11 protein-coding genes are annotated in these 16,009 nt (G+C 35.3%); 5 read left to right on the top strand and 6 right to left on the bottom strand.

Annotated features, from left to right (window positions below):
- Nucleotides 1-148: 148 nt before the first annotated feature.
- Entirely contained in the window at nt 149-1,018 is an 870-nt protein-coding gene (locus E0W73_RS17015; protein ID WP_135223241.1) for an AraC family transcriptional regulator, read from the top strand.
- Nucleotides 1,019-1,188: 170 nt separating this feature from the next.
- Here the strand turns inward: E0W73_RS17015 and E0W73_RS17010 are convergent, their stop codons facing one another.
- From E0W73_RS17010 to E0W73_RS16990, 5 genes are all read right to left on the bottom strand, one after another.
- A complete protein-coding gene (locus tag E0W73_RS17010) occupies nt 1,189-1,968 on the bottom strand; it encodes an L-fucose dehydrogenase (RefSeq protein ID WP_135223240.1) in 780 nt (259 codons plus the stop codon).
- A 353-nt stretch (nt 1,969-2,321) separates the two neighbouring features.
- Nucleotides 2,322-4,007 carry a sodium/sugar symporter gene (locus tag E0W73_RS17005; protein WP_135223239.1) on the bottom strand — a complete coding sequence of 562 codons (1,686 nt, stop codon included), beginning with the start codon at nt 4,005-4,007 and terminating at the stop codon, nt 2,322-2,324.
- Between the two features lie 258 nt (nt 4,008-4,265).
- Complete coding sequence (locus E0W73_RS17000) at nt 4,266-5,327, bottom strand: UDP-glucose--hexose-1-phosphate uridylyltransferase (protein WP_135223238.1); 1,062 nt, start codon at nt 5,325-5,327, stop codon at nt 4,266-4,268.
- 16 nt (nt 5,328-5,343) lie between these two features.
- The gene (gene galK / locus E0W73_RS16995; protein ID WP_135223237.1) at nt 5,344-6,504 is read right to left on the bottom strand and encodes a galactokinase; all 1,161 of its coding nucleotides are present in this window, start codon (nt 6,502-6,504) and stop codon (nt 5,344-5,346) included.
- A gap of 237 nt (nt 6,505-6,741) precedes the next feature.
- A complete protein-coding gene (locus E0W73_RS16990) occupies nt 6,742-7,734 on the bottom strand; it encodes an aldose epimerase family protein (RefSeq protein ID WP_317129337.1) in 993 nt (330 codons plus the stop codon).
- Nucleotides 7,735-7,896: 162 nt separating this feature from the next.
- Between E0W73_RS16990 and E0W73_RS16985 the strand changes: the two genes are divergently transcribed.
- Complete coding sequence (locus tag E0W73_RS16985; RefSeq protein WP_135223235.1) at nt 7,897-8,895, top strand: GntR family transcriptional regulator; 999 nt, start codon at nt 7,897-7,899, stop codon at nt 8,893-8,895.
- 80 nt (nt 8,896-8,975) lie between these two features.
- On the opposite strand, the gene E0W73_RS16980 is transcribed toward E0W73_RS16985, so the two are convergent.
- Nucleotides 8,976-9,665, bottom strand: a complete 690-nt coding sequence (locus E0W73_RS16980) for an NUDIX hydrolase (RefSeq protein WP_135223234.1) — start codon at nt 9,663-9,665, stop codon at nt 8,976-8,978.
- Nucleotides 9,666-10,224: 559 nt separating this feature from the next.
- Between E0W73_RS16980 and E0W73_RS16975 the strand changes: the two genes are divergently transcribed.
- From E0W73_RS16975 to E0W73_RS16965, 3 genes are all read left to right on the top strand, one after another.
- The gene (locus E0W73_RS16975; RefSeq protein WP_135223233.1) at nt 10,225-13,281 is read left to right on the top strand and encodes a SusC/RagA family TonB-linked outer membrane protein; all 3,057 of its coding nucleotides are present in this window, start codon (nt 10,225-10,227) and stop codon (nt 13,279-13,281) included.
- Between the two features lie 28 nt (nt 13,282-13,309).
- The gene (locus tag E0W73_RS16970; protein ID WP_135223232.1) at nt 13,310-14,869 is read left to right on the top strand and encodes a RagB/SusD family nutrient uptake outer membrane protein; all 1,560 of its coding nucleotides are present in this window, start codon (nt 13,310-13,312) and stop codon (nt 14,867-14,869) included.
- 124 nt (nt 14,870-14,993) lie between these two features.
- Entirely contained in the window at nt 14,994-15,995 is a 1,002-nt protein-coding gene (locus E0W73_RS16965; protein ID WP_135223231.1) for an arabinan endo-1,5-alpha-L-arabinosidase, read from the top strand.
- Nucleotides 15,996-16,009: the final 14 nt, after the last annotated feature.

Here is a 16,009-nt window from a genome sequence, read left to right as displayed (position 1 = left end):
TTTGATGTCACTGCTTTCGTTTTATAACAATTTAATCCTCTGATTTTGTATAGAATTGGGGCAGTTAACGAAAAATAAAATTAGTTTTTTTACCCATTCCTCAATAGTCTAATATTATCCGTATCTAATCTTTAATTACCTTTGCAGCATGAAATTGGAACAAACCAAAATAGCGTCTTATCTTAACACCAAAGTTTCGGTGCTGAATCGTATTGAGCCATTTTTTCAGGCGCCGTTTCATTCGCATCCGGAACTGGAATTGGTTTATGTAAAAGAGAGTTACGGAAAACGAATTATCGGAAATTCGGTCATGCCGTTTGAACCGGGAGATATGGTTTTTTTAGGTTCTGATATTCCGCACGTTTGGCTGAATGACGAAAAATATTATCAGGGAATTGAAGAGTTAAAAGCCAATTCGATTGTCGTATATTTTCATAAAGATATTTTCGGACCCACTTTCTACGAATTAAAAGAAACTCAGAAAATCAACGAACTTTTTTTTCAGGCTGGAAAGGGCATTTCGATTATCGGAAAAACCAATAAACAGATTGCGAAAAAACTGGAAAAATTAGTTTCTAAAAAAGATTTTGAAGTTATTGTCGGACTTTTTGAAATTTTGTCTATTCTTTCTGAAAGTCAGGATACGATTTACATTAATGATGAAATTTATTCTTTGATGCAGAAAGATTCGAAAGTAGATCGTCTTTCCGAAGTTTTTCAATATGTCAACAAAAATTATAAAAAGAATATTTCGTTGGAAGAAATTGCTGCTGTCGCTAATATGACACGGACATCTTTCTGTAGAATGTTCAAAGTAAAAACAAAGAAAAATTTTGTGGATTATCTACACGAAATCCGAATTTCGAATGCCTGCAAATTGTTGTTGGAAACGGATAAAAGCATGTCTGAGATTGCTTATGAATGTGGTTATAAAACGGCATCTGATTTTAATAAACTATTCAAAAAAGTAAAAGCAATTACGCCGACTGATTTTAAAAATAATGCGAAGGTTAATTAGTTTCAGCCACAGATTATATGGATTAAAAGGATTTTTATAGAAATCTGCCTGATCTGCTAAATCTGCGTGAGAAATAAATAATTTGCCACGAATTACACGAATTAACCCGAATTTTTTATTTGGAAATATAAATTAGTGGAAATTAGTGTAATTCGTGGCAAACTAAAAAATTAAATAGATCTGTCTAAATGAGTATAGCCTCCATCAACATAAATAATCTGTCCAGTTGTATGGCTTGATTTTTCTGAAAGAAGGAAAACGACCATATTTGCGATTTCTTCTGCTGTTGTCATTCTGTTTTCTAGTGGAATATTTTTAGTGATTGCCGCCAGTTTTTCTTCTTTGTTTTCAAAAGTATTGATCCAGGTTTCGTAAAGCGGCGTGTAACATTCGGCTACAATTACAGCGTTTACACGAATACTGTATTTTAGCAATTCAACTGCCCATTCTCTGGTTAAAGCATTTCTTCCTCCGTTTGAAGCAGCATAAGCTGAGGTGCCGCCTTGTCCGGTTTCGGCAGTTTTGGAACCGATGTTTACAATAGCTCCTTTAGATTCTTTAAGGTAAGGAAGAGCATGCTGTGCCATTAAATAATAATGCACTAAATTTTTATGAAGCGAATCGGCGAAATCTTCATAATTTCCGTTTTCCAATCCAACACCGTCATTAACTCCGGCATTGTTTACCAATCCGTCAATTCTTCCGAATTTTGCGATTACGGCTTCAACGGCTTTTTTGCAGTCTTCAGGTTTTGTTAAATCGGCGGCAACTTGGTGCGCTTCTTTACCAATGGCTTTTAATTCTTCTACGGCTTTGATGTTGTCATTTTCGTTACGTCCAACGATAAACGGAATGGCATTTTCTTCGGCTAAAACCTTAACGATTCCTAAACCGATTCCTTTTGCACCTCCCGTAACGATAATGATTTTTTGGGTTAATGATAACTGCATGATATTTATATATTATAATTTAAATTCAGATTGTTTTTTTTGCCACAGATTAAAAGATTAATATGATGCTTTTTCTCTTCAATGTGTTTTTTTTTTTTTGCCACGAATTACACGAATTACGCCAATTTTAAAATAACTATGAAAAATAAATTAGTGGAAATTAGTGTAATTGCTTCGCCTATTCGCTATCGCTCGAGTCGTGGCAACATTTTACTCTTACAGAAATTTTAATCTTTTTAATCCTTTTAATTTGTGGCTATATTTATTATTCAATGAATATTCTTTAAAAATTTACAGCTGTTGTTCATGACAAACAACAGCTGCAAAAAGAGAGAATTAGAACTGATAGTTTATTACCAGAACTTAACGTAAAGCGCTATAATGATTAACATCGTAATAACGATTAATACTGTTGTCTGTGGTTTTACTTTAAACATTCCTGGCTCAGTTTCGAAAGCTTTAGGATTTACTTTTGGACCAGCGAAACTCATTAAGATCATTACCAACATGGTAAAGAAGAATGATAATCCCATACAAATGTGGAACGGAATTTCGAATCCGCCTTTTCCGTTAGGGTAAGCTGTGTATAAAAGTGTGTCGTTTCCGAACAAGGCAGGAGCATATTCGTTGAATAAAACAGATAAAACAAATCCTAAGATTACACCCACGATTGCTGCCGACCCAGTAGTTCTTTTCCAGAACATACCTAAGAAGAACATAGCAAAAACCCCAGGGCTGATGAATCCTGTATATTTTTGGATGTAGGTGAATCCACCGACACCACCAATTCCTAAAACATCATTCCAAGTAAATAAAACTGCCAAAAGCATTGCGGCAAAAACGGCAAAACGACCAATGTTTACTTGCTGTTTTTCACCAGCTTCTTTTTGAATGTATTTTTTATGAATATCTAATGTATAAATAGTAGAAATACTGTTTACTTTTCCAGCCAAAGATGCTACTATTGCAGCGGTTAAGGCAGCAACTGAAAGTCCTTTTAATCCTGTTGGAAGGAATGTTAAAATAGCAGAATAAGCTCCGTCTTTTCCTCCAACTAGCTGTGGTAAATGTCCGTCTTTGTATAAAACATAAGCGGCAATACCAGGAAGCATTACGATAAGCGGCATTAATAATTTTAATAAACCAGCAAATAAAATTCCTGTACGTGCAGTTTGCAAATCGGCACCCAATGCTCTTTGTGTAATGTATTGGTTGCAACCCCAGTAGTTTAAGTTGATGATCCAAATACCTGCAGCATAAGATAACAATCCAGGGAAAGTCAAATATTTATCGATTTCTAATTGAGAAGAAGTAGCGGTTGGTTTTGGGATGATCATTTTGAAATGCTCAGGAGCTTCTTTCATCAATACTTTGAAACCTGCAATAGCATTTTCGCCCACTCCAAAATACTGTCCTACAGTTGTTAATGCAATGTATGAAGTAACCAAACCTCCAATGATTAAAACCGCAACCTGAATAACGTCTGTATAAGCCACCACTTTCATACCACCAAGAGAGATGAACAAGGCAAAAACCGCCAATCCAAGCATAATCGCGTGAAGATAATCTCCTCCAGCAAGACCGTTAATCGCAACAGCTCCTAGATAAAGAATTGAAGTTAGGTTTACAAAAACATATAAAAACAACCAGAAAACCGCCATAATCAAGGCAGTAGATTCGTTGTAACGCGTTTTTAAGAATTGAGGCATCGTGTAAATCTTATTCTTAAGATAAACAGGAATAAACCATACCGCAACGATAATAAGAGCAACAGCAGCAAGCCATTCGTAAGCTGCTACGGCGATTCCTAAAAAGAAACCTTCACCGCTCATTCCGATAAATTGTTCTGCAGAAATGTTAGAAGCAATTAAAGAGGCTCCAATTGCCCACCAGGTAAGGTTTCCTTCGGCCAAAAAGTAAGCTTTAGCATCTTGTTCGTCTTGTTTACGCTTGCGGTAAACGGTATAACCGTAGACCGAGACTACGATAAAATAAATTATAAAAACCGCATAATCTGCGAAAGCGAGGTTTTGGTTCATTGTTAGTAGTATTTTAAAAAATTAGTATAGGTGTTTGTTTGTTTTTAAGGTTTCGATTTAAAAATAATTTTTTATGTTGTTTTGTCTTATTAAAAATGCATTATGTGTTTTATTTGTGTTATTTTTTTAATAAAACAAGAACAAGAGCCAAATGTAAAATAAAAATTCATAAATACACTATACACAAATGTGTTTTTTACATTTATGAACAGTGAATTCTGTTAAATTTTAAGGCTTCTTTTATAAAAAGATAATTTTTTAACCAAGATTGACCGCGTCTTTGTAATGAATCTCTGGTTGCTGTCTTAAAATCTCTGCGCTTTTCTCTGGAGTAATGTCGCGTTGTGATTCGCCAAGCATTTCATAACCAACCATAAATTTCTTTACCGTTGCTGAACGAAGAAGAGGCGGATAAAAATGCATATGAAAATGCCATTCAGGATGTTCTAGTCCATCTGTAGGCGACTGGTGAATTCCTGATGAATACGGAAACGATGTACTGAAAAGGTTGTCGTATTTAATGGTTAACTGTTTTAATATTCGTGCAAAGGCAGTAACTTCTTCTGTTGTAAAACTGGTAATTTTATTGACTGCTCTTTTGCTGACAATCATGGTTTCGTAAGGCCAGATTGCCCAAAACGGAACTAATGCCACAAAATGATCATTTTCTATAACGATACGAGTTCCTACTTTTAATTCGGCTTTTACATAATCTTCAAGTAATGTTGTTTGGTTTTTATCGAAATACGATTTCAGACTCATCTGCGTTTTCTCTACTTGAGTCGGCAATGATGACTGCGCCCAAATCTGCCCGTGCGGATGCGGGTTGCTGCAGCCCATAACGCTTCCTTTGTTTTCGAAAATCTGAACATGGTTGATGTATTTGATATTCCCAAGATCTGTATATTCTTTCTGCCAGGTTTTAATAATGGTCTCAATTGCTTTAAGCTCCATTTCTGGAAGCGTAAGATCATGTCTTGGAGAAAAACAGACTACTCTAGAAATTCCTTGTTCTGGTTTTGCTTTAAAAAAAGTATGTTTGATATCTTCTTCAAAAATGATTTCGTCTTGTTTCATTGCGGCAAAATCATTTTCAAAAACAAAACTACTGTCGTATGATGGATTATTTACTCCGTTTGCGCGAACATTTCCCGGACATAAGTAACAAGTCGGATCGTATTTTGGCAATGCTTCTGCAGAAATAGTTTCATTTTGTCCTTGCCAAGGGCGTTTTGCTCTATGTGGCGATACCAAAACCCATTCGTTCAATAATGGATTAAAGCGTCTGTGCGGATCTTCGTTAATGTCAAAATTTTTCATTGTAGTTGTGGTGGTATTAAAGTAATGTTGTTCCGTTTGCGATTTTTACATCGTAGAATTTTAATTCGATGCCAAATGTATTTAAATAAAGATTTGAAAACTTACTTTTTACCTCATTTTCATGACCTTTTTTCACTAAATTTATCGTACAGCCACCAAAACCGCCTCCCATTAAACGAGATCCAACAATGGCATTGTCTTCTTTTGCAGTATCTACAAGCATATCCAGCTCTTCGCAACTTACCTCATATTCTTTAGAAAGACCGTAATGGGTTTCAAAAAGAAGTTCGCCCAAAAGTTCGATATTTCCTTTGTCTAATGCTTCGCAGGCTTTTACAACGCGATTTATTTCTTTTACCACAAAATGCACTCGGCTGAAAACTTTTTCGCTCATTGCATCTTTCAGGCTCAATACTTGCTCTTCAGAAGCGTCTCTGAAACTTTTTACTTCAGGAAAATGATTTTTTATGATAGCAAGACCTTCTTCACATTCGATTCTTCTGGTATTGTATTCTGAAGTAAAAAGTGAATGTTTTACGTTTGAGTCAAATAAAATCAGTGAATAGTCCTTGAAATCTGCATTATGATATTCAAAGTCAAGCGTGTTGCAGTCAAGTTTGATTACTTTGTTTTCAAGTCCGTGAACGCTCGAAAACTGATCCATAATACCGCAATTGATTCCCACCCAATGTTCGGCTTTTTGTCCTAACAACGAAATGTCCTTTTTAGCAATTTTCAGATCAAAAAGCGACGCAATCCCAAAAATCATTCCGCATTCCAAAGCCGCAGAAGACGATAAACCAGAACCAACCGGAATATTGCTGCTGAAAACACAGTTAAAACCTTCAAAAGAAAATCCGTTGTCCTGAAGTTGTTTTATAACACCGCGAATATAATTTGTCCAAACAGCATCACTCAATGTCACTTCTTGAGTTAAATCGATTTCAAACTCTTCATTCAAATCAATTGCGATAACTTTAGAAGATTTGGTATTGTTTTTTGCGAAAGCGAAGCAGATAACCTTGTCAATCGCAGCTGGCAGTACATAACCGTCATTGTAGTCAATATGTTCTCCGATAATATTGATTCTTCCCGGAGAAAGAACAGTTTTTTGAGGAGCAGCTCCAAAAGATTTCTCAAAAAAAGCAACGGTATTTTGTATTAAAATATCATTCATTATATAGTTAGTTGTATTGTGGTTTTAGAATTTTATTAATGGGTTGAGTGAAATTATTTTTTCTATTTATAGCTTAAATTAAAAATCTGTCTAAATCAGCTTTAATCTGTGTAAATCTGCGTGAAAAAATCCTGGAAAAGTATTTCACGCAGATTTTAAAAGATTTCAGCAGATTCAATTTGATTTTACTTGCTGGATGAAACTATTTTTATTTTATCCCATCCAACGGTTATTATATTAATCTAAACTTTCAAATTTGTAAACTGTTTTTTGAACATATTGTTCTCCTTTTTTCAAAACAGCATTTGGAAAATGTGCCTGATTGGGTGCATCCGGAAAATTTTGTGTTTCAAAACAAATACCGCTTTGTGCATTATAATCGACGTTTTCTTTTCCTTTTAATTTTCCGAAACAATTGCCGCCTACATATATATGTACACTTGGCTGATCGGTGAAAACATTCATTCTCAGTTTGTTTTTTAAGCTGATCAATTGTGCTACAATTTCGGTTTTAGAATTCACTACAAAAGAATTATCAATTGGGAACGGACAATTTTTAGGAGCTCTGAAATCAAAATCATGATCGGTCAAATCGGTAAAATCTCCTGTTGGAATATTATCTGAATTCGTTTCCAGCATTTTATCAGATTTGATAAACATCTGCTGTTCTAAAACATTGCCGTCGTGTCCGTCAAGATTAAAATAACTGTGATGCGTTAAATTGATAACCGTATCTTCTGAAGAGGTTGCTTTGTATTCTAATTTTAATTCGTTTTCTTCTGTCAAAGTATAAGTTAAGTAAACCGTCATTTCGCCAGGGAAATTTTCATCGAAATGTTCGCTCAAAAGACCAAAAGTAATAGACGGATTTTCGCCAGTTTTTGCATCGGTCACACTCCAAGCTTTTCTTCCAAATCCCATTGTTCCACCGTGAAGTGTATTGCCATTATTGTTTCCGTCAAGATGAAATTTTTTATCGTTCAGACTAAAAGTGGCTTTATGAATACGACCGGCGTAACGTCCTACTGTTGTTCCAAAATACGGAGCACTTGGCAAGTTGTAAGACTCCAAATAAGATTGCAGATTATCAAAACCAAGAACAACATCTATCAGTTTTCCATCAAGCGGAATTTGAAGAGACGTTACCGTTGCACCATAATTAATAAGCTGGACTTTCATTCCGTTTTTATTCACTAATTCAAATGAATAGATTTCTTCGTTATCAGGCATTAAACCAAATAATTTGCAACTGTGATAGTCTTTAAAATGTGATATGTGTTTTATTTCCATGCTATTTTTACCAATAATGAAATCCAAAAATAAAAACATTCTTTATTTTTGCATACCAGTACCTACCAGTTTTTCATTTTTTAGAACAAAAAACATAATTTTATGAATGTCATTTCGATTCAAAACAACATCGGACTTCCAAAATATAAACAGATTATTCTCTCAATTGAAAAAGCTATTGAGGAAGGGAGATTGGCAAAAGGCGACCATCTTCCGTCGGTAAATAAGGTATGTCTGGCTTTCTCTCTTTCGCGCGACACGGTACTACTGGCGTATGAGGAGTTAAAAAAAAGAGGAATTATTTATGCCATTCCCGGTAAGGGTTATTATGTGAAAAGTATTGAAATCACTATAACTCAGAAGATTTTCTTGCTTTTTGATGAATTGAATATTTTTAAGGAAGACATTTATAATTCGTTTTTGAAGAACATTGGGAAAAATGTGCAGGTCGATATTTTTTTTCATCATTTCAATGTTCAGGTTTTCAAAAAATTGCTGCACGACAGCAATGGCAACTACACAAAATATATCATTATGCCGACCAACTTAATCGATATTGTCGATACCATAAAAACCCTACCAGTAAATGACGTAATTATTCTAGATCAGACCAATCCGGACTTGAAAATCTATCCTGCCGTTTACCAAAATCATAAGAAAGATATTTTTGAAGGGCTTCTGAAAGGAAAATCCAGACTGTCTAAATATCAAAAACTGATTTTGATTTTTTCGGGTCACAGAGAACCTTCTGGAATGAAACTGGGTTTTGAGGAGTTTTGCAATGAATATGATTTTGAATATGAAGTCATTTCAGAATTTACCAATGAGAACATAACATTGGGCGACTTGTATATTATACCAAATGACCGCGATTTGTTGCTGGTGATTGAAAAGGGAATGAATCAGAACCTTAAACTTGGTTATGATTTTGGAATTATCTCATATAATGAAACTCCTTTAAAGAAAATTGCCGCAAACGGAATTACTACTATTTCGACCAATTTTGAAATGATGGGAAAAATTCTGTCTGATATGGTTCTGAAAGGAACAAAAGAGCAGATTGAAAATAAATCTGCCCTTATTGTAAGGAACTCTTTATGAATTTCTCTCGCAGATTTAGCAGATTTTTTTGATAATGATCAGCTAAATCTCCTAAATCTGCGAGAGTTTAAATAAAGTTCTTATAAATTAAGTGCAAAGTTATTTTGCAGTTTTTCTTCGTATTTCTCCTTGTTAAAGGTATATAAATAAGAACCTTTTCGGGAAGACTGCATGTCTTTTTCGTCCAGTTTATTTAAAATATCAAGAGAATTAATTTTGCTGATGAAATTTCGTTTGTCCAATTCCTTGCTCAAAATAGCTTCGTACAATTCTAAAAGCTGACGCATCGTGAATTTCTCAGGAAGCAATTCAAAGCCAATTGGTTTTACAGATGTTTTATAGCGAAGTCTCTTGATAGCATTTTGAACCATTTCGTTGTGGTCAAAAATCAAGTTGGGAGCATCGTTGATCGGAAACCATTCTGCGTGGTAATTCTGGATTAATTCGGCATTGTGGTTTTCAATATTAATTAGAGCAAAATAAGAAACAGAAACTGTTCTTTCAACTGGGTCACGATTAATTTCGCTGTAAGCGTATAGCTGTTCCATATAAATATCGTTCAGACCCGTATACGTATTTAAGATTCGGGTAGCGGCGCTATCCAAAACTTCGTCACGTTTTAAGAAACCTCCGATCAAGGACCATTTTCCTTTTTCGGGCTCAAAATCTCTTTGGATCAAAAGGATTTTCAAACCTTCATTATCAAATCCAAAAATGATGCAGTCTACTGCCAGTAAAACTTTATCGGCAGAACTATAGCTATTTAACATATATTATTAATTTGGATTGTAAATATATGAACTTCCTTAGTTGTATCATAATTATTAATGTAGATTGTACACTTACATAATCAGTAGTGTAAATAAAGTGTTAAAAAATTTTAATATATATACAATATTAATAGTATTTTTTTAAGTTCTGCAATTACCAACTCATTTTTTTTGTCTTTTTAAATCGGTCAGAAGAGCATTTGGCTCGTTTCAATACAGTTTTAAAGGAGATTTTTCTTTCAAATAATCTTTTTTAATTATTTCATAATTGTTAAAAACCATAATTTTTTTAAGTTTTTTTTAAGAGATGTTTTTTTGCAGAAAAAGTTGCTTTTTTTTAAAAAGTGTCAATTTTACACAAATAACTTTCCAAAATGGTCTTTTTTTTGACAAAAACTAAAGATTTTAAATGTTGAATGCACACTTAAATTACGATATATATTTTTTTTTGTTACTTTTTTTATCATATCAATTTGTTTTTAAGCTTTTTTTTTATTTATCTTTACAAATGTAGAATTAACACTTATAATTCTGCGCTAACTAACCTAAACCACTTACTATGATAACAAACCACAAAATGCTTTTTTGCTGCAATTTTTTATTGCCAAAAAAAGAATGGCTTTTAGCCTTTTTTATGTTGCTATTTTCTGTTTCCGAGATTTCGGCGCAGGATAAAACAGTGACAGGTATCGTAACTTCGGCACAGGATAATCTGCCATTGCCGGGAGTTAATGTTATGATTAAAGGAACCAAAACCGTAACGACTACAGGTTTTGATGGAGAGTATTCAATTAAAGCATCTCCAAATGATGTTTTAGTTTTTTCATTTATAGGATTTCAGAATAAAGAAATAACAGTCGGAAGCCAATCCAAAATAAATATTGGTTTAGGAGAAGACACCAATAAGCTTAACGAAGTAGTAGTTATCGGATACGGAACTCAAAAGAAATCTGATTTAACAGGATCGGTAAGCGTTGTAAATTTAGAATCGGCAAAAAAGGTCGTTACCTATGATGCGGCCAAAATGCTACAAGGACAGGTTCCGGGCGTTACGGTACAATCATCTGGAGAACCAGGAGGTTTTGTAAACGTAAAAATCAGAGGGATAACATCGTTTACTAACAACAATCCGCTTTTTGTAATTGACGGAATAATGGTAGATGCTCCATACGATTTTGCTCCGGGAGAAATCGAATCGATGCAGGTTCTTAAGGATGCTTCTTCTGCCGCTATTTATGGTGTGCGTGGAGCAAATGGTGTTGTTATCATTACAACCAAAAAAGGAAGAACCGGAAAAATGGATATTAAATTCAAGTCGATTGTCGGACTTCAGAATGTTGCCAAAAAATGGGATGTAACAGATCGTGTCGGTTACCAAAAAATTACCAGCGAAGCAGAACGTAACCGCGATATCAGAGCAGGAGTTTCAGTAAGTATCGCACCAGGAAATGATCCAACAAGTCCTTATTATATTTCAAATGTGAATACAGATTGGCAAAAAGAAGCTTTGCAGACTGGAGTAGTGCAAAATCAGGCGCTTACTTTTAACGGAGGAGCAGAAAGCTTGGCTTACAGTTTTAATATTGATTATTTTAAAAATAGCAGTTATATTAAAACACCTCAGGATTATGAGAGATTGTCTACCAATCTAAATCTGAATGGAAAAAAAGGAAGATTTAAGTATGGTGCAAAAATAGCCTACACACAGTCGGATAAAGAGATTTTTAATGAGTACAATGCGGGTCAAACCGTAATCAGTGATATCTTAGGTGCGGTTCCGACAATGCCGGTTTACGATGAGAACAGACTTGGAGGCTACGGCGGTACAGACAACCTTACACAAAGAGCGATTTCTATGAACCCAATCGGATATAATAATTTGATTAATAATAACGGAAAAAGAAACCGTTTCATTGGAGATGTGTGGGGAGAAATTGAAATCGTGAAAGGCCTTAAATACAAATTGGATGTAAGTTATGACAGAACGGATTGGGTGAACAGAAAATTTATTCCGCCAAGTGATTTAGGATGGTATTATATTACCACAAATGATGAAGCGTCTTTGGATGTTGAAACTGGAAATGAGTTAAGAACATTTTTAAACAACTTACTGACTTACGAAATTACTCTTGGCAAGCATAAAATTGATGCTCTAGCCGGATGGATTCAAGAAAAAAGAGACTATCACAGGTATAATATGAGAGGTGTAGGTTACACTCCGGGAGAAATTCCGATGCTTCAATATGCGGATGCCAGAAATGCATCAGAGTATAAATTTACCATTACAGGAGTTTCATACATCAGCAGATTAAATTATTCTTTTGATGACAGATATTTAGTGCAAGCTAACTTTAGACAAGATAAAACTTCTCTTTTCAGTGAAAAAAATAATTCGGCAAACTTTTATTCATTTTCAGGAGGATGGAGAATCAGCAACGAAAAATTTTGGACATTGCCAGAATGGATAAGTAATATCAAACTTAGAGGAGGTTATGGTACTTTGGGTAACAACACAATTCCGCAATATTTCTTTGCGACAACAGTAAACAGTTTTGCAGGTTATGATTTTAATAATGAACTTGCTCCAGGAACAACTGTAGTCGCAGCTCTTGACCCTAATGTAAAATGGGAAAAATCGATAAACTCAAATGTTGGTATCGAATTAGGTTTCTTAAATAATGATTTACAGTTTACAGCAGAATATTTCATTAAAAAATCAGATGATTTATTATTAGGAGTTCCTCTTCCTTATTCTACAGGAGCATTTCCGGCTAGTGTTACAACAAATGCTGGATCAATGAAAAATTCTGGAGTAGAATTTACTGCTGCCTACAGCAATCATCATCATAAATTCAAATATGATATTTCAGCCAATTTTGGTACACTTAAAAATGAAGTTACCAAAATCGGTGTAAACGGAAATCCTATTTATGGCGCAGTTTCTAAAACAGAAGTAGGAAGGTCTGTGGGAGAAATGTTTGCTTGGGAAGCAATCGGGATTTTCCAGAATGCGGCTGAGGTTGCGGCTTCTCCTACACAAACTGGAGCAGCGCCTGGAGACGTTAAGTTTAGAGATGTAAACGGAGATGGAATAATTACAGATGCAGACAGAACTTTCCAAGGAGTAACAATTCCTAAATATGGTTTCGGATTTAATTTCAGTGCTTCTTATGCCAATTTTGATTTCTCAATGTTCTGGCAAGGAGCTGGCGGAAACAAAGTATTTAATGCCATGTACCGAAATTTGATGATTGGTCAATACACCAACCATCATACAGACGAACTCAACTATTGGACACCAACCAATACCAATACCAATGTTCCTGCTCCGGTTATCGGAGATCCAAACGGAAACAGCAGAGACTCGAACAGATTTATCGAAAGCGGTGATTATATGAAACTGCAAACTATGGAAATCGGTTATAATATTCCGATAAAAGATAAATTTATTGAAAAAGCCAAGGTTTACCTAAACGGTCAAAACCTGCTGATCATTTCTAAATACAAAGGATACGATCCTGATTTCAACAGCGACGGATTAATCTCAAGAGGATATGATGCGGGATCTTTTCCAAATCCAAGAACAATTTCTTTAGGAGTAGAAGTAAGTTTCTAAACAGGTCTAACCATTAAAACGTATTAAAATGAAATCTAATTTTTTTAGCTATATAACCGTTTTTCTTTCACTAGCCTTGGTAACAACAAGCTGTGTTGATAACGAAGATTTGACCCAACTAGATCCTAATAACGATGCGGTCGATAATTTTTGGAAAACAGATCAAGATGCACTTCAAGGAGTAAATGCAGCTTACGGAAGTTTGCTGACAGACGGTACTTACATGAGAAGTACGCCATTATTGCTAGACGTAAAAGCAGACGATTCTCGAACAAACAGTCCTTGGGGATCTATGTATAATGTAGGGCATTTCAACTCAAATGTTGCTGATGCAGCAATCTACGGATGGGCTTATGAAACATACTATCAGGGAATCTATCGAGCCAATCAGGTTTTGGCAAATGTGCCGGCAATTGATTTTGAAGACGGCGCCTTAAAAGACAGGATTATAGGACAAGCTTACTTCTTAAGAGGATTGTATTTGTTTCACGCTGTAAATATGTTTAAAAATGTTCCAATTCCGACAGACTTAGCGGTTTACTATCCTCAAAAAACACAGGATGAGGGTTGGGCGCAGGTTATATCAGACTTTAAAGCTGCTGCAGAATTACTGCCAAATTCTTACACTGCAGTTTCGGGATTAGATGCAGGACAAAAAGGCCGTGCGACAAAGGGTGCTGCCTTAGGATACTTAGGAAAAGCTTATTTGTTTACCAAAGATTTTGCAAATGCAAGAACCACTTTTAAACAAGTAATCGATTTGGGTGTGTATTCTTTGGTTGCTAATTACAGAGACAATTTTACTACCGCAAATGAAAACAATTCAGAATCTCTTTTTGAAGTTCAATTCAGTAGAGATGCTGGTGGAGTTGATTTAGGATGGGGAGGTGCTCCAGCTTCAGGTTGGGGGAAAACATCGGCTAGAGCAATTACGTATGCACCACGTGCTTTCGGATGGACAGACGTACAGCCAACTTGGGCATTGTTTAATGAATTTAAAGAAGAAAAAACAAGAACTGGAGAAGACGATCCTCGTTTAGATGCTACTATTTTCTACAATAAACCAGGAACAAAATTATATGGGAAAGATTTTGCGACTTTTTACGCTTCAAGTCCTGCTGATTTAAATGATCTTTTTTGCAGAAAATACCAAAATTCTGATGGTGAATTTGCAGACGAATACGATTGGCGTTCTGGAATTAATGAACGTTTATTGAGATATGCAGATATCCTTTTAATGTATGCAGAATGTTTGAACGAAACAGGCGATACAGCGGGAGCTTATACTTATATTCAAATGGTAAGAAACAGAGTTAATCTTCCTGATTTGTCTACAACAAAGCCAGGAATGAGCCAAGAGCAGATGAGAGAGCAGATTGGTCATGAGAGATTTTTAGAATTCCCTCTTGAAGGACATCGTTTTGATGACATTCGCCGCTGGGGATGGTTGGATAATCCGACAAAATTGGCTTGGTTGAAATCGAGAGATGCAGAATTCAATTCGTATACAAAAGGAAGAGAATATTTCCCGATTCCGCAATTGGAAATGGATAACAATCCAGGAACAAAACAAAATGACAGTTATTAAATTTTATTTGAGTTAGTTTAGAATACCCGATATCATGTGAAGGCGAAAATCTTCACATGATATTATGCCTTAGAATTTTGGAATACAAGAGAAATAATTTTTAACAGTAACTAAAATTAGAACAATGAAAACAATTATAAATTTGGTTTTATTAGCGATATTATTTGGGAGTTGTCAAAATGAAGAAATTGTCCCAACACAAGAAGCAGCAGCGGTAAATGCTCAGGATTCACAAGTTACCAATTCGACAGCAAAAACAGTTAGCGGAAATGTCCCATCGCATGATCCTAGTACAATTGTAAAAAGCGGTGTTAATTATTATGTTTTTACGACAGGAGATAATATTCCAATGACCTATACAAGAGATTTGGTGAACTGGACATGGGGAACATCTGTATTTTCTTCTACACCGAGCTGGATTTCAGGATATGTTCCAGGATTCGGTAAAACTTTCTGGGCACCAGATGTTGCTTGGTTTAATAACAGATGGAATATGTATTATTCTTGTTCTACTTTCGGTTCAGCAACATCAGCAATTGGACTGGTAACAGCTCCATCTATTTCGCAGAGTGCCGGAACCAATTGGACAGATAGAGGTGTTGTGGTTTCATCATCATCGGCATCAGATGTTAATGCTATTGACCCTTCTATTTTGGTTGACGGAAACAATGTTTATATGGCTTACGGTTCGTGGCATGCTGGTATTGGAGTGATTCAAATTAATCCTTCAACAGGAAAAACAATAGGAAGCAGGACTATTGTTGCTGGCGGAAACAGCGCATCTTGGGAGGCTCCTTGTTTAATTAAAGAAGGAAGCTACTATTATATGTTTGTAAACCGAGGCACTTGCTGCAATGGCGTTAACAGCACTTATTATATTGTGGTTGGCCGTTCTACAAGTCCGTTTGGACCTTTTGTGGATAAAAACGGAATATCTTTAAAAAACGGCGGAGGAACAACTGTTCTGGCTTCACAAGGAAATTATATTGGTCCAGGACATTTGTCTAGAATCACGGGAACACAAAAAGGAGCCGTTCATTATTATAACAAGGCCGACAACGGAAATCCTAAACTCGAAATCGTATACTTTACATGGTCATCAGGATGGCCAACACTTTCTTATTAAAAAACTAAAATTCA

It is taken from the genome of Flavobacterium foetidum (assembly GCF_004634245.1).
GTDB lineage: Bacteria > Bacteroidota > Bacteroidia > Flavobacteriales > Flavobacteriaceae > Flavobacterium > Flavobacterium foetidum.
This window is presented reverse-complemented; position numbering and strand designations above follow the sequence as displayed.

Coding starts and splice junctions, on each gene's coding strand:
- E0W73_RS16980 (WP_135223234.1), bottom strand. CDS start 9,665: ATGTTAAATAGCTATAGTTCTGCCGATAAAGTTTTACTGGCAGTAGAC.
- galK (WP_135223237.1), bottom strand. CDS start 6,504: ATGAATGATATTTTAATACAAAATACCGTTGCTTTTTTTGAGAAATCT.
- E0W73_RS16970 (WP_135223232.1), top strand. CDS start 13,310: ATGAAATCTAATTTTTTTAGCTATATAACCGTTTTTCTTTCACTAGCC.
- E0W73_RS16990 (WP_317129337.1), bottom strand. CDS start 7,734: ATGCCTGATAACGAAGAAATCTATTCATTTGAATTAGTGAATAAAAAC.
- E0W73_RS16975 (WP_135223233.1), top strand. CDS start 10,225: ATGATAACAAACCACAAAATGCTTTTTTGCTGCAATTTTTTATTGCCA.
- E0W73_RS16965 (WP_135223231.1), top strand. CDS start 14,994: ATGAAAACAATTATAAATTTGGTTTTATTAGCGATATTATTTGGGAGT.
- E0W73_RS17010 (WP_135223240.1), bottom strand. CDS start 1,968: ATGCAGTTATCATTAACCCAAAAAATCATTATCGTTACGGGAGGTGCA.
- E0W73_RS17015 (WP_135223241.1), top strand. CDS start 149: ATGAAATTGGAACAAACCAAAATAGCGTCTTATCTTAACACCAAAGTT.
- E0W73_RS16985 (WP_135223235.1), top strand. CDS start 7,897: ATGAATGTCATTTCGATTCAAAACAACATCGGACTTCCAAAATATAAA.
- E0W73_RS17005 (WP_135223239.1), bottom strand. CDS start 4,007: ATGAACCAAAACCTCGCTTTCGCAGATTATGCGGTTTTTATAATTTAT.
- E0W73_RS17000 (WP_135223238.1), bottom strand. CDS start 5,327: ATGAAAAATTTTGACATTAACGAAGATCCGCACAGACGCTTTAATCCA.